Genomic DNA, 17,776 nt, shown 5'->3' with positions numbered 1-17,776 from the left:
GTCGAGACTTTGGACGTCTGATTCGCCAGCCGTTGGGCAGGTGGAAACGCGGCCGGGCATGGTGCCGCCCGGCCGCCTTCGTCGTCAGGGCGCCTTGGGGGCGGAATGATCGTCCTGCGCGCCGTGGCCTGCATGTGCGTCGCCGTGTTCCTCGCCGCGCGGCTGCTGGACGACGAACTCGACCTCGACGGTGCCGGCCTTCTCGAAGGTCAGGGTCGCCTTGATCTTCTCGCCCTCGGCGAAGGGCTGCGACAGGTTCAGGAACATGACATGCAGGCCGCCGGGTTTCAGCTCGACCGTCTGGCCGGCCGGAACGGCGATGCCGTCCTCGATTTCGCGCATCTTCATGACGTCGTCCTCGACCTTCATGTCGTGAAGCTGCGCGGCCCCGGCGCGGTCGGTGGAGACGGAGACGAGGCGGTCGTCCGCCGTGCCTTCGTTGGTGATCGTCAGGTAGCCGCCGCCGACCGTCGCGCCGGCGACAGTGGGCCTGGACCAGGGATGGCCGATCTCCAGGTCGCCGACGGTGAAGCCGTGGGCGAGTGCTGCGGAAAAACCGGCGAAGGTGACAAGGGCTGCGGCGAGACCGCGCTTGAGGGTGAGGTTCATGGTGGTTTCCCGATGAATTCTGTGCCGGAGGCGGGGGCCGATCTTCAGGGCCGCTCAAGGGCTCCGGTGCGTCGCGGATCGATGCGCGCGCGGCTGCGCGGCACGCATCGTGTCGGATATCAGGCGCGGGAAACGTCCGGTGGGCCGCGCGGTGCGGTGTTGATCCTGAGCGCGGTGGCCGGGCCTTCGATGAGGCTGCGCGGCAGGAGCTTTTCCACCGGGCGAAGCGGCGGTTCTTTCAGGGCCGGAGGCGACGGCGGCAATGCCGAGCCGGAGAGCAGGCAGGCATCGCAGCGAAGGCGGTCGTGCGCCGTGTCCTGGCCGTGATCTTGCGAATGGTCGATGTCGCACAGGAACGGCACGGTGCCGTCGGGCAGCACATAGGCCGCCAATTCCGACATCGGCACGGCGGCGGCGAGCGCCGGAGGCTTGTGGGCGAGGCCGGCCAGAATCAGGGCGAGCGCGCAGACGATGCGCGCCAGACGGCTGGTCTGTCCCCCTCGATGCGTCACGGTCCGGTCTCCTTTTCGTGCGGTCTTATTAAGCCGGCCGCGAGGCAAAGACAAGAATGCGCGGCATTGTGCCCCATCCTGCGGGCGCGTGTAGCTGTAACGGCTTCGGGCGGCATGATAAGCATTGCCGCGGGACGATTTGCGCATGGTTGGAAGGTGGAAATGAAAATCGCAGAACTGGCCGACGGGCAAGCGCCGGCGCCGGATGTCTCCTCCGCGTACGAGTTGCCGTTCATACGGCAGATCGCGATCATGATCGGCGCCTTCTGGCGTTCGGGTGTCCGCAACCGCGTGCTGGCGCAGGCGTTCGCCCTCCTGTCGGTCATTCTCGCCACCGCCTATGCGCAGATCACCCTCAACGAATGGAACGTGCCGTTCTACAATGCCATCGAACAGCGCGACGTGGGCGAATTCCTGCGGCAGTTGCAGATCTTCGCGGGCATCGCCGGCTCGCTTCTCCTGCTCAACGTCTGCCAGACCTGGCTGAACCAGATGGCGGCGCTTTCGATGCGCGAGGGGCTGACCAACGATCTGGTCGAGACGTGGCTGAAGGGGCGTCGGGCGCTGCGGCTTGCGGCGTCGGGCACCATCGGCGTCAATCCCGACCAGCGGCTGCACGAGGATGCGCGCAATCTCTCCGAGATCACCACCTCGCTCAGCATCGGCCTCGTGCAGTCCAGCATCCTGCTCGGCAGCTTCATCGGCGTGCTGTGGGCGCTTTCCAGCGACTTCGCCTTCGTCATCGGCTCGCGGACGGTGGTCATCCCCGGCTACATGGTCTGGGCCGCGTTCATCTATGCGGGGCTTGCCTCGATGCTCAGCCGCGTGGTCGGCCACCGCCTCGTCGGGCTGAACGCAGAACGCTATTCGCGCGAGGCCGATCTGCGGTTTCTGCTGATGCGCACCAACGAGAACCTCACCGCCATCTCGCTGGCGCGCGGCGAGCAGCGGGAGCGCAAGCGCATTCTGGAGCGGATCGGCGCGGTCCTGGCCGTCACCCGCCAGCTCGTCACGGCCAATACGAACCTGACATGGGTTTCGGCGGGCTTCGGCTGGCTGTCGCAGGTCGCGCCGATTATCATCGCGGCGCCGGTCTATTTTTCCGGCAATATCACCTTCGGTGGCCTGATGATGGCCGTCGGCGCCTTCAACCAGGTCAATCTGGCGCTGCGGTGGTATGTGACGAATTTCGGCCAGATCGCCGACTGGCGGGCGACGCTCGGCCGCGTCAGCGCGTTCCGCAGCGCGTTGCAGGATATGGATCGCAAGACGGCGTCGGGAGCGGTCATCGATTACCGGGCCGAGGCGGATGAGACGATCCGCATCGAGAACCTGACGCTGTGCCTGCGGGCCGGGGCGGAGCATTTCGAAAACGGGCTGCGGCTGCGGGAAGGCGGCCTTTCGGTGCGGCGCGGCGAGCGGGTGATGGTCAACGGCGATCCCGGCGTGAACCGGCACCTGCTTTTCGAGGCGCTGGCCGGAAACTGGCCCTGGGGCCGCGGCACGATCGGCCTGCCGCCCGGGGAGGGTGTCCTCTTCATGCCCCAGACCGGCTATCTGGCGGGCGCCTCGCTTCAGGAGGTGCTGACCTATCCGCTTGCGCCGGAAGCCTTTTCGCGGGAGAACATGCTGGCCGCGCTCGACCGGGCCGGGCTGGCCCGTCTCAAGCCCATTCTCGACACGACGGCGCGATGGGACAAGGTTCTCGATTTTGACGACCAGATGAAGCTGCGCTTCGCCAACGCCCTTCTCCTCAAGCCGGATTTCATCGTCATAGACGATCTGTTCGACGGGCTGGAGCAGGACGCGCAGGCGAGCCTGGCGGGTATCGTCGAGGAACTCGGCAATACGGGCATCCTTTACGTCGGCCGCTCGCAGGCCTTCGCAGAGGCGTTTTCGCCGCGTATCGTCCACCTGGAGCAGATCAGGCCGCCCGATGCGGCTTCTCCGCTTTAATCGCGGAAGGGGGCGACAGACGGGCGTTCCCTTTCTATAGTGGAGGAAAGACCCGGAATCACAAGGCGCGGGAAGGCGGAACCCGAGCCGACGCAAGGGCGTTCAAGGAAACGAATCAAGTTCGAGGATCTTTCATGCACCCACGCACCAAACAATTGGTTGTCATGTGGATCGCGACCATCATCTTTTCGGCCATCATGTTCTTTCTGGCCATGCTGCCTGCACTCTATGAACTCTATCCGGAGTATTTCCCGTTCTGACGCGGCAGCAGACTCCGGAAGACAGGGCGGCCCGAGGAAAGATGCCGCCGGACGGTCCCGAAACCGCGCCATCGACAGCCGAACCGACAGACAGACCCCCGAAACGGACAGAGGCTCAAGCGTTTCCGCTTGAGCCTCTGGCAAGGATGGTGGGCGTGACAAGGATCGAACTTGTGACCCCTACGATGTCAACGTAGTGCTCTCCCGCTGAGCTACACGCCCATCCGATGGGCGGCTTACACCACAATTCGATGGCCGCGTCAACGGCCTCGAACGGGTCATGAAACATTCATTCGGCGTTTTCAGGATGGCGCTCCGGTCAAGCCCGAGCCATAAACGGAAAAATCCGCCGGAGCGGATTTCTCAAACGTATCAGGTGATTGGATGGTGGGCGTGACAAGGATCGAACTTGTGACCCCTACGATGTCAACGTAGTGCTCTCCCGCTGAGCTACACGCCCATCCGATGCGGCGCATACATCACAAAACCGGGCTTGGCGTCAACCGCTTTTTTTTCCGATTTCTTGCGAAGGCGGCAAAAGCCTCAGGCTGCCGTGAGGAGTTTGTTCACCTCGTCGACGAGATCGCGCAGGTGGAAGGGCTTGGAAAGCACCTTCGCATCCTTGGGGGCCTTCGAATCGGCGTTCAGCGCGACGGCGGCGAAGCCGGTGATGAACATGACCTTCAGGTCCGGATCGAGTTCGGTGGCGCGGCGCGCCAGTTCGATGCCGTCCATTTCCGGCATGACGATATCGGTCAGGAGAAGCGAAAAGGGCTCTTCGCGAAGACGGTCGTAGGCGCTGGCGCCGTTGTCGTAGGAGGAGACTTTGTATCCTGCTTTTTCGAGCGCCTTCACAAGGAAGCGGCGCATGTCGTTATCGTCTTCGGCGAGAAGAATTTTCTGGCTCATTGAAAGGACCGTTACTCAAATGACTGTCATGGGTGATATCCGGAATCCGACATTATCTTCACCGGAGTAAACAACCTGTGAAGAGAGCCGGTTCCGCCATTTTACCGTTCATAGATAGTATGGACTTGGCCAACGGCAACTGGCAACATGACGGAATGATGACTTGAGGATATGGTAAAGAGGCCAGATGGAACACAAAACCGGTTACACACCCGATTTCGAGGTGCGCGAACCGGCGCTTCAGACCATACCTTTCGTATTCAATTCCCCGCATAGCGGCCGGAACTACACGCCGGCATTCCTTGCGCAATCGCGGCTCGACGCCCATACGATCCGCCGGTCGGAAGATCACTTCGTCGACGAACTCTATGCCGGTGCGCCCGCGCTCGGCGCGCCGCTTCTGCTGGCGCATTTCCCGCGCGCCTATCTCGACGTCAATCGCGAGCCCTTCGAACTCGACCCGCGCATGTTCGACGGGCCGCTGCCGCCACATGCCAATACCGGCTCGCTGCGGGTGGCCGGCGGGCTCGGAACCGTGCCGAGGATCGTCGCGGAGAATTTCGACATCTATACCGGCCGCCTGCCGGTGCAGGATGCGCTGATGCGCATCGAACTGCTCTACAAGCCCTATCACGCCTGCCTGCGGCGGCTTCTCGCGCGCACCCACGACCGTTTCGGTTTCTGCGTGCTGATCGACTGCCACTCCATGCCGGGCAACACCAAGCTTGCCGGCAGCGGCCTGCGTCCCGATTTCATCGTCGGTGACCGGTTCGGGGCGAGCGCCTCGGCGGCGCTGTCGGATGCCGCGATCAGCATTCTCGAGGACCTCGGCTTCCGCGCCGTGCGCAACAAGCCCTATGCCGGCGGCTTCATCACGGAACATTATGGGCGCCCGCGCCGGGGCCTGCATGCGTTGCAGATCGAGATCAACCGCTCGCTCTATATCGATGAGGCGACATTGGAGAAGCGCCCGGAATTTCCGGAGGTCGAGGCCCTTGTCGCGTCCTTCATGCGCCGCATGGCCGACTTCACCGAGCATCTGTCGTCGCAGACCTCCCTGGCGGCCGAATAGGCCCTTTTCCCAAGACTTCATCCGATGCAAGACCCGGCTGCCGGGCAAAAAAAACCGCGCTCGTGGCGCGGTTAAGTCTAGGGAGGAAACACCCAAGGAGGGTATTTTGCAGTCAGCGGACTGCGACTAGAAGGCTATGCGCCGGGGGTCTGACTGTCAAGTCTGCGGACGTATTTTTTGCTTTTAATTTTGGCATTTTTGAAATCTGCATAGATTTTGTGCGATTGCGTGTTTGCTAAGCGCGGGCCTTGCGGCCGAAACGGCGGGTTTGCAGGCGCGGCGATTTGGGCTAAACCCTTGTCATACCGTTCTCGTCGAGGTTCCCTGCATGCTTCCTGACCGCGCCTTCTTCGACCGGCTGGCCGATGCCGCCAGTGCAGAAACCCTGCCGCGTTTTCGCGCCGGCATCGATGTGGTCAACAAGCAGGCGGGGGGATTCGACCCGGTGACGGAAGGCGACCGCGCCGCCGAGACGGCGATCCGGGCGGTGATTGCCGAAGCCTATCCCGACCACGGCATTCTGGGCGAGGAGCACGACAATGTCGGGCTCGACCGCGACAATGTCTGGGTCATCGATCCCATCGACGGCACGAGAGCTTTCATTTCGGGCCTGCCGACCTGGGGCACGCTGATCGGCTTCTACCAGAAGGGGCGGGCGACATGCGGGCTGATCGACCAGCCCTTCACCGGCGAGCGCTATCTCGCCGATGGCGAGCGGACGCTCTACCGGGGGCCGGGCGGCGAACGGACCTTGCGGGTTCGCGATTGTGGCGATCTCGCCGATGCGACGCTGTTCACCACCTCGCCGCACCTGTTCCGGGGCACGGAAGCCGAGCGCTATCGGGAGGTGGAAAGCAGGGTGAGGCTCTTCCGTTACGGCGTCGACTGCTATGCCTATGCGCTTCTGGCTGCCGGGCATATCGATCTGGTGATCGAGAACGGGCTGAAGCCTTACGATGTCGGCGGCGTCATTCCGGTGGTCGAGCAGGCGGGCGGCATCATGACGTCATGGGATGGCGGACGCCCGGAAATGGGCGGTTCGATCATCGCCGCCGGCAGCCGTGCCGTTCACGAACAGGCGATGCGCCTGCTCAACCCGTAACCGCCTCGGTCGCGGTTTCGGGGAAGAAGGCGAGGATCGCGGCGAGCGCCTGGGCGCGATAGCGGTCCTTCTCCATCAGCAATTCGTGGCGGGCGCCGGGAATCGGCACCAGTCGCGCCGCCCGGAAATGCCGGGCAAGGCGCTCCATCTCCCCATAGGGCACCACGCCGTCGCGCATGGGCGCGAGGATGAGTGTCGGCACGGTGATGCGGGTCAGGTAGTCCGGCTGCATCACCCGCCGCATGGCCTTGCGGATCTCGTTCAGCCAGCGCGCCGTCGGCGGGCCGATTCCCAGATCGCGATGGGTGCCGCGCAGCGTCGAGAAATGGCCGAAGCGGGTCGGGCATGAGGTCAGCGGATTGCCGTCGAAGAGCATGGCGTCGCGTTCCCGCCCCAGCGGCCTTTCTCCCAACCCGGCCAGACTGAAGAGCGACGCGATGGAAAAAGCGACGGCCGGCGGGACGGGAAGCCCCGTCAGGCCGACGAGCGGCGCGCTCAGGACCATGCGCGAAATCCGGCCTTCAAGCCGGGGCGCCAGTGACAGCGCGATGAGGCAGCCGAGCGAATGGGCGAGGATGTGGACGGGCTGCGGTGCCACGGGTTCCACGAACATGGTCAGGAAGCGCTCCGTATCCGCAACATAGTCCGCGAAGCGCAGCACATGGCCGGCGCGCGGATTGCGCGACAGACGCCCGGAAAGGGCCTGGCCGCGCAGGTCGAAGGTCGCGACCATGAAACCGGCTTCGGTCAGCTCGCGGATCGTTTCCAGATATTTCTCGATGCATTCGTTGCGGCCCTGGAGAATCACCACGGTGCCGCGCGGCCGCTCGCGCTCGGGAGAGAAGAACGCATAGCGCAGGCGCGCGCCGTCGTGACCGTCGAAGAAGCCGCTCGATTGTTCGCCGCCAAAGGCCAGATCTTCGGCTGAAAGGGCATAAATCGTCGCTTCCATGATCCACACTCCCTTGCTGTGACGAAATCCGTTCCACAGTAGAGCAGTTTCGTTACCCGGAGAGAAACGGAAATCGCGTGCGGCGCCGGAGACAGGGGGCCGGACTGAAAAAAAGCGCCGGTTTCCCTGGCCACGCTTGGAGGGCCATCGCCAGGGAACCGGCAGTCAAGACTGAGAAGGGGGACGAATTCCTTCAGTCTCGGGCAGTGAGGCCCGATGACCATTCTTTTACGCCGCCATGCCTGAATGCACGCCGAACCGGCCGTTCATCCGCCGTTCAGGCGCGGTTGGCCTCCGCCTGTCGCATTCCGGGGTCTTGAAAGCGCGCGACGGCTTGCCCACCTACGGGGTGCGGACGCCGGAAACCGGGTTCGCGCCAGAGGTCGGCTCCGCCAGACAGGGGAGCCGCAAAACGCAAACGTCGCTTCGAAGGAGGACATCATGCGCCATATCGATTTTTCCCCGCTCTACCGCTCGACCATCGGTTTCGACCGGCTGTTCAACATGCTGGACGGCCTCGGCGTTCCCGATCAGAGCCAGAGCTACCCGCCCTACAATATCGAGCGCACGGGCGAGAACACCTATCGCATCACGATGGCCGTCGCAGGGTTCGACGACCGCGAGCTTTCCATCGAGGCCCATGCACAGACGCTGGTCGTGAAGGGTGAGAAGCTCGAGGACGAACCGGCGGACGAGACGGAATATCTTTATCGCGGCATTGCCAAGCGCACGTTCGAACGCCGCTTCCAGCTTGCCGACCATGTGGAGGTGAGGGCCGCTTCGCTGAAGAACGGTCTCCTGCACATCGACCTGCTTCGCAACATTCCCGAGGCCATGAAGCCGCGCCGCATTGCCATCAGCGCCGATGCCGCCCTTCAGCAGCCCAAGGCCATCGAGACGCATGCCGCCTGATTGAAGGCAGTCTTGCAGCCCCTCCGCAAGGAGGGGCTCAGGCCGCTCAACAATCGGCGTATCGCCCTCGTTCGTCATGGTCGGGCCTGACCCGACCATCCACCGCGCGCTTGCGGCGTGGACCCTCGGGTCAAGCCAGAGGGTGACGAAGGAGAGGGTTGCCAATACATTGAGCCTCTCCCTCCCGGAGGGGCTTTTTTGTTGCCCTGAGTGCCGAACGCGCGATCAGGCCGAGCAGATCGACAGGAAGGCCTCCACATCTTCGCGCGTGGTGGCGAAGGAGGTGACGAGGCGAATGAGGACCTCGCCGTCTTCCAGCAGACCGGGCATGTCGCGCGGCGCGTCCCAGCGGTAGAAGCGGGCGCCGGCGGCTTCGGCCGCCGCCGCCTTTTCCCCGGGCAGGACGGCAAAGACCTCGTTGGCCTGCGACGGCCAGGCGAGGCGGGCGCTGTTCAGCGCTTCGAGGCCGGCGGAAAGCCGTTCGGCCATGTCGTTGGCGTTCTTCGCCATCGTGAGCCAGAGGCCGTCCTCGAGATAGGCGTCGAACTGGGCGGAGATGAAGCGGGTCTTGGAAAAGAGCTGGGCCGAGCGCTTGCGCAGATACGGCATGTCGGCGGCCAGCTCGCGGTTGAAGAAGATGACGGCTTCCGCGCACCAGCAGCCGTTCTTGGTGCCGCCGAAGGAGAGAATGTCGACGCCGCGCTTCCACGTCATCTCCGCGGGGGTGGCGTCCAGCCGGACGAGGGCATTGGCGAAGCGCGCGCCGTCCATGTGCAGCGGCAGGCCGTGCGCCCGGGCGATGGCAGCGATGGCGTCGATCTCGGCCAGCGAATAGATCGTTCCGACCTCGGTGGACTGGGTCAGCGTGACGGCCGCCGCCCGGCCCTGATGGACGGCGCCCGGCGCAAAGCGCCAGATGGCGGCCTCGAGCGCCTTCGGGTCCATCTTGCCATTCAGGCCGGGGATGGTGTGCAGCCTGTTGGCGCCGGTGATGAATTCCGGTGCGCCGCATTCATCCGCCGTCACATGGGCTTCCGAGTGACAGAAGATCACGCCGCCGGGCTTGCCGACGCTGGCGAGTGCCAGCGAATTGGCGGCGGTGCCGGTCGCGACGAAGAACACGGAGACGTCGCATTCGAAGATCTCTGAAAGGCGGGCCTCGACCTTCCTGTCAAGATCGCTGACGCCGTAGGGCGCGGCGAAGCCGGGCGCTTCCTCGACCAGTCGTGCTGCGATGGAGGGGTGAGCGCCGGCCCAGTTGTCGGAGGCGAAATACATTGCAGGTCACTCTCTCGGATAGGTATGACGGGAATGGCGGTGAACGCAATCGAAGTCGTAGCGGCGCCGGCCCGCCACCGTCAACCGCAAAGGCGCGCTTCGTTCCGGCCCGACCGGCAAAGGCAATCTTCATCCCGATATATTGCAGGTGGTGAAACTTTGTGTCGTCCCCTTCGGCGTGCCCGAAACTTTTCGATGAAAGAGCCGCCCGATTTTTTGCGCTGCGGCCTTGCCAGCGGGTGCGGTTTCTGTCATAGGGAGGAGGAATTAGGACAGAAATACTGTCCTAATTTCCGAATTCAAAATCGCGCTGGACGGGAGAAAGCTCTGGTCCGGTCGATTTTTTACGCTAAGCTCCGGGAGCGGGGCGTGGCGACACGCGGTAAGGTTCGCATGCGGCGCCTCTGGCGGCCGGCCTTCAAGGAGATCAGGCGATGACGAAGTTCCATCCTGTCGCAAATGAGCATGGCATGCCGGTTGCCGGCCCTGACATCTCCGCCGGAACGGAAATCTGTCCCACCGGCCTTCCCGAACGGCAAGGCCTTTACGATCCCCGGAACGAGCACGATGCCTGCGGCGTGGGTTTCATAGCCCACATGAAGGGCGTGAAGTCGCACCAGATCGTCAAGGACGGCTTGTTCATCCTCGAAAACCTCACGCATCGCGGTGCGGTCGGCGCCGACCCGCTGATGGGCGACGGCGCGGGCATTCTCGTGCAGATCCCGGACCGCTTTTTCCGCGAGGAAATGGCCGCGCAGGGCGTCGTTCTGCCGAAGGCGGGCGAATACGCGGTCGGCCACGTCTTCATGCCGCGCAACGAAGCGCAGGTCGCCCATTTCAAGGAAGTCATCGCCGAGGTCGTCGCTGCGGAAGGTCAGACGCTGCTCGGCTTCCGCGACGTTCCGGTCGACAATTCCTCGCTGTCGAAGGCTCCCCATATCGCCGCCACCGAGCCGCACCACGTCCAGGTCTTCATCGGCGCCGGCAAGGATGCGGCGACGACGGCCGAGTTCGAGCGCAAGCTGTTTCTGATCCGCAAGGTCATTTCCAACCGCATCTACGACGAGGGGGGCGGCAAGGAGAACCAGAGCTTCTACCCCGTTTCGCTGTCGTCCACGACCATCGTCTACAAGGGCATGTTCCTCGCCTACCAGGTGGGCGCCTATTACAAGGACCTGTCCGACCCGCGTTTCGAATCGGCGGTCGCCCTCGTTCACCAGCGCTTCTCGACCAACACCTTCCCGTCGTGGAAGCTGGCGCACCCTTATCGCATGGTCGCCCATAACGGCGAGATCAACACGCTGCGCGGCAACGTCAACTGGATGGCGGCGCGGCAGGCATCGGTGTCCTCGCCGCTGTTCGGCCCGGATATTTCCAAGCTCTGGCCGATTTCCTACGAAGGTCAGTCGGACACGGCCTGCTTCGACAATGCGCTCGAATTCCTGCTGCGCGGCGGTTATTCGATGGCGCATGCCGTCATGATGCTCATTCCCGAGGCCTGGGCCGGCAACCAGCTGATGGGGCCGGAGCGCAAGGCGTTCTACGAATATCACGCCGCGCTGATGGAGCCGTGGGACGGCCCGGCCGCCGTGTGCTTCACCGACGGCCGGCAGATCGGCGCGACACTCGACCGCAACGGTCTGCGTCCGGCGCGCTACCTCGTCACCGACGACGACCGGATCATTCTCGCATCCGAGGCCGGCACGCTGCCGGTGGAGGAGGAGCGTATCGTCAAGAAGTGGCGTCTCCAGCCGGGCAAGATGCTGCTGATCGACATGGAGAAGGGCCGTATCGTCTCCGACGAGGAGATCAAGGGCGAGCTTGCCGCGCGCCATCCCTACCGCGAATGGCTGAACCGCACGCAGCTCATCCTTGAAGAGCTGAAGCCCGTCGAGCCGCGTGCCCTGCGCCGCGACGTATCGCTGCTCGACCGCCAGCAGGCCTTCGGCTATTCCAAGGAAGACATCAAGCTCCTGATGTCGCCGATGGCGACGACCGGTCAGGAAGCCATCGGCTCGATGGGAACCGACACGCCGATTTCGGCCATGTCGTCGAAGTCGAAGCTGCTCTACACCTATTTCAAGCAGAATTTCGCGCAGGTCACGAACCCGCCCATCGACCCGATCCGCGAGGAGCTGGTCATGAGCCTGGTGTCGTTCATCGGCCCGCGCCCGAACATTCTCGACCATGAGGGCGCTTCCTACGCCAAGCGGCTGGAAGTGCGCCAGCCGATCCTGACCAACGGCGACCTGGAGAAGATCCGCTCCATCGGTCACACGGAAGACCGCTTCGACACCAAGACGCTCGACTTCACCTATGACGCCGGGCGCGGCGCGGAAGGCATGCCGGAAATCCTGGAGCGGCTGTGCGAGCGCGCCGAGGCGGCGGTGAAGGGCGGCTACAACATCATCGTGCTGTCCGACCGCCAGATCGGTCCGGACCGCATCGCGATCCCCGCGCTTCTCGCGACCGCCGCCGTGCATCATCATCTCATCCGCAAGGGGTTGCGCACCTCGGTTGGGCTCGTCGTCGAATCCGGCGAGCCGCGCGAAGTGCATCACTTCGCCTGCCTGGCCGGCTACGGCGCGGAAGCGATCAATCCGTACCTCGCCTTCGACACGCTGCTCGACCTGCACAAGCATGGCGAGTATCCGAAGGAAGTGTCGGAAGACGAAGTCGTCTATCGCTACATCAAGGCGGTCGGCAAGGGCCTGCTGAAGGTCATGTCCAAGATGGGCATTTCCACCTACCAGTCCTATTGCGGCGCGCAGATCTTCGATGCCGTCGGCCTGTCGTCGGAACTGGTGGAGAAGTATTTCTTCGGCACGGCGACGACCATCGAGGGCATCGGCGTCGACGAGATCGCCGAGGAGACCGTTCGCCGCCATACCGCCGCTTTCGGCAAGGATCCGGTTCTGGCCACGACGCTGGAAATCGGCGGTGAATACGCCTACCGCATGCGCGGCGAAAGCCATGCCTGGACGCCGGATGCGGTCGCCTCGCTTCAGCACGCCGTGCGCGGCAACAGCCAGGATCTCTATCGCGAATTCGCGAAGATGGTCAACGAAAGCGCGCTGCGCATGAACGCTATTCGCGGGCTGTTCAAGATCAGGACCGCCGGGGAGATCGGGCGCCAGCCCGTGCCGCTGGACGAGGTGGAGCCGGCGGTCGAGATCGTCAAGCGTTTCTCGACGGGGGCCATGTCCTTCGGTTCGATCAGCCGTGAGGCGCACACGACGCTCGCCATCGCCATGAACCGGATCGGCGGCAAGTCGAACACCGGCGAGGGCGGCGAGGAAGCCGAGCGCTACTATCCGCTGGCCGACGGTTCGGCGAACCCGGAACGCTCCGCCATCAAGCAGGTGGCCTCCGGCCGCTTCGGCGTGACGACCGAATACCTCGTCAATGCCGACATGCTGCAGATCAAGGTGGCGCAGGGCGCAAAGCCCGGCGAGGGCGGGCAGCTGCCCGGCCACAAGGTCGACGCGACCATTGCCAAGACCCGCCACTCGACGCCGGGCGTCGGCCTCATCTCGCCGCCGCCGCACCATGACATCTATTCGATCGAGGATCTGGCGCAGCTCATCTACGACCTGAAGAACGTCAACCCGACCTCCGATATTTCCGTCAAGCTCGTCTCGGAAGTGGGCGTCGGCACGGTGGCGGCCGGCGTCGCCAAGGCGCGCGCCGACCACATCACCATCGCCGGCTTCGACGGCGGCACCGGCGCTTCGCCGCTGACCTCGGTCAAGCATGCGGGCAGCCCGTGGGAAATCGGCCTTGCCGAAACCCAGCAGACGCTGGTGCTGAATGGTCTTCGCTCGCGCGTCGCCCTTCAGGTGGACGGCGGGTTGAAGACCGGCCGCGACGTCATCGTCGGCGCGCTGCTCGGCGCCGACGAGTTCGGCTTCGCCACCGCGCCGCTGATCGCGGCGGGCTGCATCATGATGCGCAAGTGCCATCTCAACACCTGCCCGGTGGGCGTGGCGACGCAGGACCCGGTTCTGCGCAAGCGCTTCAAGGGTGCGCCGGAACACGTCATCAACTACTTCTTCTTCGTGGCCGAGGAAGTGCGTGAAATTCTCGCGTCCCTCGGAGCCCGCACGCTGGACGAGATCATCGGCGCTTCGGAACTGCTGGAGAAGGAAGAGGCGATCGCCCACTGGAAGTCGGTGGGTCTCGATTTCTCGCGCATCTTCCACAAGGTCGAGGCGCCGAAGGAGCAGACCTACTGGACCGAGCGCCAGAACCATCCGATCGACGACATTCTCGACCGCAAGCTGATCGAGAAGGCCGCTCCGGCGCTTGAAAACAAGGAGCCGGTGGTTCTCGACGTGGCGATCAGGAACGTCGACCGTTCGGCGGGCGCGATGCTCTCCGGGGCGCTGGCGAAGCGCTGGAGCCAGAAAGGCCTGAAGGACGACACGATCCATGTGACGCTGCGCGGCACGGCGGGCCAGTCCTTCGGCGCGTTCCTGATGCGCGGCATCACCTTCGACCTCATCGGCGACGGCAACGACTATGTCGGCAAGGGACTTTCGGGCGGGCGCATCATCGTCCGGCCACCGGAAAACGCCCGCATCCTGGCGGAAGAGTCGATCATCGTCGGCAACACCGTGCTTTACGGCGCGATCTCCGGCGAGTGCTACTTCCGTGGCGTGGCCGGCGAACGCTTCGCGGTGCGTAACTCCGGTGCGGTGGCGGTGGTCGAAGGCGTGGGCGACCACGGCTGCGAATACATGACCGGCGGCATCGTCGTCGTTCTCGGCAGCACGGGCCGCAACTTCGCGGCCGGCATGTCGGGCGGCGTCGCCTATGTTCTCGACGAAAGCGGCGATTTCGCCCAGCGCTGCAACATGGCGATGGTCGAGCTGGAGCCGGTTCCGGAAGAGGACGACATGCTGGAGAAGCTGCACCACCACGGCGGCGACATCATGCACAAGGGACGCGTCGACGTGTCCGAGGACATGACGCGCCACGACGAGGAGCGTCTTTACCAGTTGGTCTCCAACCATCTGCACTACACGGGTTCGCTGCGCGCCAAGGAAATTCTCGACCGCTGGAGCGAGTTCCGCCCGAAATTCCGCAAGGTCATGCCGGTCGAATATCGCCGCGCTCTTGAGGAAATGGAGCGCATGAAGATGGGCATCGCCGCCGAATGAGGCGGCGGGCGACTGTCCTTCACCGGATGATCGCCGTGACGATCGCCGTCGCCGTTCCGGTGGCGGCAACCATCGCGAACGACAGACTTGACGTGGAATTCATCGTGCTGGGGGCGCTCCTGGGGGTCGCCTACTGGTACTGGGGGCCGACATGGCCGCCTTTCTGATCTGAGGAACGAAAATGGGCAAGGTTACAGGTTTTCTGGAAATCGACCGGCAGGTGGCGAAGTATCAGCCCGCCTCCGACCGTATCCGCCATTTCCGCGAGTTCACCATTCCGATGTCGGACGCCGAGGTGCAGAAGCAGGCGGCGCGCTGCATGGATTGCGGCATTCCCTATTGCCACGGCCCGACCGGCTGTCCCGTGCATAACCAGATCCCGGACTGGAACGACCTCGTCTACAACAACAGCTGGGAAGAGGCGATCCGCAACCTCCATTCGACCAACAACTTCCCGGAATTCACCGGTCGCGTCTGTCCCGCCCCGTGCGAGGAGGCCTGTACGCTGAATCTGGAAGATGCGCCGGTCGCCATCAAGACGGTGGAGCAGGCCATAGCCGACAAGGCTTATGAACTCGGCTTCATCGTGCCGCAGCCGGCCACGATCCACACCGGCAAGAAGGTGGCGGTCATCGGTTCCGGCCCGTCCGGCATGGCCGCGGCGCAGCAGCTCGGCCGCGCCGGCCATGACGTCCATGTCTACGAGCGCGAGACGAAGCCCGGCGGATTGCTGCGCTATGGCATTCCCGACTTCAAGATGGAGAAGAACTTCATCGACCGCCGTGTCGAGCAGATGAAGGGCGAGGGCGTCACCTTCCATTGCGGCGTCAATGTCGGCGTCGACGTGAAGGTGAAAACGCTGCTTGCAGAACATGACGCCGTTCTCTATTGCGGCGGTTCGGAAACCCCGCGCCCGGCCGGCATCGGCGGCGCGGACCTGCACGGCGTTTACGACGCCATGCCTTACCTCGTGCAGCAGAACCGCCGCGTCGGCCGCGAAAACATCGACAGCGTCGGCTGGCCCGCCGATCCGATCCTGGCCGGCGGCAAGCATATCGTCGTCGTGGGCGGCGGCGATACGGCTTCGGACTGCGTCGGTACGGCGTTCCGCCAGGGCGCGGTGAAGGTCACGCAGCTCGACATCCGCCCGATGCCGCCGGAAAAGGAAGACAAGCTTGCCGTGTGGCCCTACTGGGCGACCAAGATGCGCACCTCCTCCTCGCAGGCCGAGGGCGCGGTGCGCGAGTTCCAGGTGGCGACGCTGGAATTCGTCGGCGAGGATGGTTTCCTGACGGGCGTCAAGTGCTGCCAGGTGGATGAAAGGCGAAGGCCGATCCCCGGCACGGAATTCATCATCAAGGCCGATCTCGCCTTCATCGCCATCGGTTTCTCCGGCCCGTTCACGGACGGCCTTCTGAAGGAACTCGACGGCAAGCTGACGTTGAACACCGACCGGCGCGGCTCGACCAATGTCGTCGCGAATACCGAGGACTACAGGACCTCGGTCGATAAGCTGTGGACGGCCGGGGACGTGCGCCGCGGCCAGTCGCTGGTGGTCTGGGCGATCCGCGAGGGCCGTCAGGCCGCCCGCGCCATCGACGAGGCCCTGATGGGCTCGACCGTCCTGCCGCGCTGATTCCGCAGGCAGGCGAGAAATGACGGGGCCGCCCACCGGGGCGTCCTCAGACTGCTGACAAAGTGCGTATCGCTCTCTTCCGTCATGGTCGGGCCTGGACCCGACCATCCCCGCTTCGGGTGCGGCATGGACCCTCGGCTCAGGGCCGAGGGTGACGAAGAAAAGGGTTTGTCAATAGATTGAGGCCGCCCATCGGGGCGGCCTTTTGCGTTCAGGGTGTCGGACCGGGCAGGGCCGCGTTGTCGGCGCGGCCGCCGGGAGCGGATGGAAGCTCGCCCCGTTCCAGCAGTTGCTCGCGCGGGGAAAGCACATGGCGCGCCGGCGAGGCGCGGGCACCGAGCAGTTCCGAGCCGCCATCGAGTTCCGGGTCCGTGAGCGCGACCGGCGCGGTTCGCGCCGGCAGATCGAGGCGCGAGGGCGAAAGCGAGAGGATGTCGGGCAGGCTGTCGGCGTCGAGCTGCAAGCTGTCCGGGCTTTCGTCAGTCTCGCCGAGCAGGCTCTTCAGCGGCTTTTCGATATAGAAGGCGAGCTTGCGCTTGCCGGGGCCGGTCAGGCCGACGCCATCGGTGCCGCGCAGCCGCACCGGCTTGCCGTTGATGTCCGAGCCGGTGGTGACGAACTTGCCGCCCTCGTCGGCAAAACCGTCCCAGATGTCGATGAAGGTGCCGCCGGATTTTTCCACCGCGCCGCGCAATATCCGGTTCAGCGTCACCACGTCCGTGGTCATCGACGGCGAGCGGAAGGGCGGCAAGCCCACCCAGATCAGCGGAATGTCGCGCATGCTGGCCGCCAGCGCCAGGGCCGAGGCGCGGCGCGCATATTCGGCCAGCCATTCCTCCGAGCCGAACCGTTCGCGCCCCTGCGGGATGTCGATCTGCTGGCGGTCGTTGGCACCGAGCAGGATTACCAGCGCGGCCGGGTTCACCTCCTGAAGCACCGTCGGCAGTTCCTGCTGCCAGTTGTAGAAATCCTCGCGGACAAGGCCGGACGAGCCGTTCGAACGGCCTGTGACGGCGATGCCGGGCGATTCGGCGAAGGCTTCCGTCAATCCGTCGGCAAGGCCGCTCGCCAGGAAGTCGCCGACGACCAGAACGGTGCGGGCATCCTCCCGCTTGGGAACGGGCTGGACGGCGGGGTCGGTGGCCGCAGGCGTGCCGGCATCCGTTCGCGGCCGCTGTTGCGAACTGCGCCGGGCGGGTGGGGGCGGAGGCGGCGGATATGCGCTCCAGTCCGGTGCCTGCTTTTGCCGGCCGAACAGCATGTCGATCAGGGTGCGGCGTTCCTGCGCTTCGGCGAGCGGAGCGGCGGCGAACACGAGGACGGCGGTCAGAAGAACGCCGGCCGTCCGGAAGCGGCCGGCCTTTGCGGCCGCAGGTCCGGATACGGTGTTCTTCTGAAGGGACCTCATGTCCTCAC

At 64.5% G+C, this 17,776-nt stretch carries 13 protein-coding genes and 2 tRNA genes; 7 read left to right on the top strand and 8 right to left on the bottom strand.

Annotation, left to right across the window (positions count from 1 at the left end):
* Positions 1 to 84: 84 nt before the first annotated feature.
* Positions 85 to 609, bottom strand: a complete 525-nt coding sequence (locus NOF55_RS06975) for a copper chaperone PCu(A)C (RefSeq protein ID WP_306410618.1) — start codon at positions 607 to 609, stop codon at positions 85 to 87.
* A 119-nt stretch (positions 610 to 728) separates the two neighbouring features.
* Positions 729 to 1,121 (bottom strand): hypothetical protein, encoded by a 393-nt coding sequence (locus NOF55_RS06970; RefSeq protein WP_306410617.1) that lies wholly within the window; start codon positions 1,119 to 1,121, stop codon positions 729 to 731.
* 162 nt (positions 1,122 to 1,283) lie between these two features.
* On the opposite strand from NOF55_RS06970, the gene NOF55_RS06965 reads away from it, so the two are divergent.
* Positions 1,284 to 3,077 (top strand): ABC transporter ATP-binding protein/permease, encoded by a 1,794-nt coding sequence (locus NOF55_RS06965; RefSeq protein ID WP_306410616.1) that lies wholly within the window; start codon positions 1,284 to 1,286, stop codon positions 3,075 to 3,077.
* Positions 3,078 to 3,484: 407 nt separating this feature from the next.
* On the opposite strand, the gene NOF55_RS06960 is transcribed toward NOF55_RS06965, so the two are convergent.
* The 3 genes from NOF55_RS06960 to cpdR1 form a co-directional block, all read right to left on the bottom strand.
* Positions 3,485 to 3,559, bottom strand: a tRNA-Val gene (locus tag NOF55_RS06960).
* Between the two features lie 163 nt (positions 3,560 to 3,722).
* A tRNA-Val gene (locus NOF55_RS06955) sits at positions 3,723 to 3,797 on the bottom strand.
* An 83-nt stretch (positions 3,798 to 3,880) separates the two neighbouring features.
* Positions 3,881 to 4,246 (bottom strand): response regulator CpdR1, encoded by a 366-nt coding sequence (cpdR1, locus tag NOF55_RS06950; RefSeq protein WP_306410615.1) that lies wholly within the window; start codon positions 4,244 to 4,246, stop codon positions 3,881 to 3,883.
* 187 nt (positions 4,247 to 4,433) lie between these two features.
* Here cpdR1 and NOF55_RS06945 point away from each other — a divergent pair, with 187 nt between their 5' ends.
* Complete coding sequence (locus tag NOF55_RS06945) at positions 4,434 to 5,318, top strand: N-formylglutamate amidohydrolase (RefSeq protein ID WP_306410614.1); 885 nt, start codon at positions 4,434 to 4,436, stop codon at positions 5,316 to 5,318.
* 328 nt (positions 5,319 to 5,646) lie between these two features.
* On the top strand, positions 5,647 to 6,420 hold the full coding sequence (gene hisN, locus NOF55_RS06940) for a histidinol-phosphatase (RefSeq protein ID WP_306410613.1): 774 nt from the start codon (positions 5,647 to 5,649) through the stop codon (positions 6,418 to 6,420).
* Here hisN and NOF55_RS06935 read toward each other — a convergent pair.
* On the bottom strand, positions 6,410 to 7,372 hold the full coding sequence (locus NOF55_RS06935; RefSeq protein ID WP_306410612.1) for an alpha/beta fold hydrolase: 963 nt from the start codon (positions 7,370 to 7,372) through the stop codon (positions 6,410 to 6,412). The genes hisN and NOF55_RS06935 overlap by 11 nt on opposite strands.
* Before the next feature lie 441 nt (positions 7,373 to 7,813).
* Between NOF55_RS06935 and NOF55_RS06930 the strand changes: the two genes are divergently transcribed.
* Complete coding sequence (locus NOF55_RS06930; protein WP_306410611.1) at positions 7,814 to 8,284, top strand: Hsp20 family protein; 471 nt, start codon at positions 7,814 to 7,816, stop codon at positions 8,282 to 8,284.
* A 225-nt stretch (positions 8,285 to 8,509) separates the two neighbouring features.
* Here NOF55_RS06930 and NOF55_RS06925 read toward each other — a convergent pair whose 3' ends face one another.
* Positions 8,510 to 9,562 carry a threonine aldolase family protein gene (locus tag NOF55_RS06925; protein WP_306410610.1) on the bottom strand — a complete coding sequence of 351 codons (1,053 nt, stop codon included), beginning with the start codon at positions 9,560 to 9,562 and terminating at the stop codon, positions 8,510 to 8,512.
* 470 nt (positions 9,563 to 10,032) lie between these two features.
* On the opposite strand from NOF55_RS06925, the gene gltB reads away from it, so the two are divergent.
* From gltB to NOF55_RS06910, 3 genes are read left to right on the top strand one after another with little or no spacing between them, the layout of a single operon-like run.
* Positions 10,033 to 14,724: a glutamate synthase large subunit gene (gene gltB / locus NOF55_RS06920; RefSeq protein WP_306410949.1), complete on the top strand. Its 4,692-nt coding sequence runs from the start codon at positions 10,033 to 10,035 to the stop codon at positions 14,722 to 14,724.
* 35 nt (positions 14,725 to 14,759) lie between these two features.
* Complete coding sequence (locus NOF55_RS06915; RefSeq protein ID WP_306410961.1) at positions 14,760 to 14,891, top strand: hypothetical protein; 132 nt, start codon at positions 14,760 to 14,762, stop codon at positions 14,889 to 14,891.
* A 14-nt stretch (positions 14,892 to 14,905) separates the two neighbouring features.
* Positions 14,906 to 16,360 (top strand): glutamate synthase subunit beta, encoded by a 1,455-nt coding sequence (locus tag NOF55_RS06910; protein ID WP_306410609.1) that lies wholly within the window; start codon positions 14,906 to 14,908, stop codon positions 16,358 to 16,360.
* Positions 16,361 to 16,571: 211 nt separating this feature from the next.
* On the opposite strand, the gene NOF55_RS06905 is transcribed toward NOF55_RS06910, so the two are convergent.
* Positions 16,572 to 17,768, bottom strand: coding sequence for an SGNH/GDSL hydrolase family protein (locus tag NOF55_RS06905; protein ID WP_306410608.1), 1,197 nt, complete (start codon positions 17,766 to 17,768; stop codon positions 16,572 to 16,574).
* Positions 17,769 to 17,776 lie beyond the last annotated feature (8 nt).

The organism is Ectorhizobium quercum, assembly GCF_026552795.1.
In the GTDB taxonomy this organism is placed as follows: Bacteria; Pseudomonadota; Alphaproteobacteria; order Rhizobiales; family Rhizobiaceae; genus Ectorhizobium; species Ectorhizobium quercum.
This window is presented reverse-complemented; position numbering and strand designations above follow the sequence as displayed.

Bases quoted from the DNA above. Each gene is read 5' to 3' on its own strand.
- NOF55_RS06975 (WP_306410618.1), bottom strand. From the start codon at position 609: ATGAACCTCACCCTCAAGCGCGGTCTCGCCGCAGCCCTTGTCACCTTC.
- NOF55_RS06965 (WP_306410616.1), top strand. From the start codon at position 1,284: ATGAAAATCGCAGAACTGGCCGACGGGCAAGCGCCGGCGCCGGATGTC.
- cpdR1 (WP_306410615.1), bottom strand. From the start codon at position 4,246: ATGAGCCAGAAAATTCTTCTCGCCGAAGACGATAACGACATGCGCCGC.
- NOF55_RS06945 (WP_306410614.1), top strand. From the start codon at position 4,434: ATGGAACACAAAACCGGTTACACACCCGATTTCGAGGTGCGCGAACCG.
- hisN (WP_306410613.1), top strand. From the start codon at position 5,647: ATGCTTCCTGACCGCGCCTTCTTCGACCGGCTGGCCGATGCCGCCAGT.
- NOF55_RS06935 (WP_306410612.1), bottom strand. From the start codon at position 7,372: ATGGAAGCGACGATTTATGCCCTTTCAGCCGAAGATCTGGCCTTTGGC.
- NOF55_RS06930 (WP_306410611.1), top strand. From the start codon at position 7,814: ATGCGCCATATCGATTTTTCCCCGCTCTACCGCTCGACCATCGGTTTC.
- NOF55_RS06925 (WP_306410610.1), bottom strand. From the start codon at position 9,562: ATGTATTTCGCCTCCGACAACTGGGCCGGCGCTCACCCCTCCATCGCA.
- gltB (WP_306410949.1), top strand. From the start codon at position 10,033: ATGCCGGTTGCCGGCCCTGACATCTCCGCCGGAACGGAAATCTGTCCC.
- NOF55_RS06910 (WP_306410609.1), top strand. From the start codon at position 14,906: ATGGGCAAGGTTACAGGTTTTCTGGAAATCGACCGGCAGGTGGCGAAG.
- NOF55_RS06905 (WP_306410608.1), bottom strand. From the start codon at position 17,768: ATGAGGTCCCTTCAGAAGAACACCGTATCCGGACCTGCGGCCGCAAAG.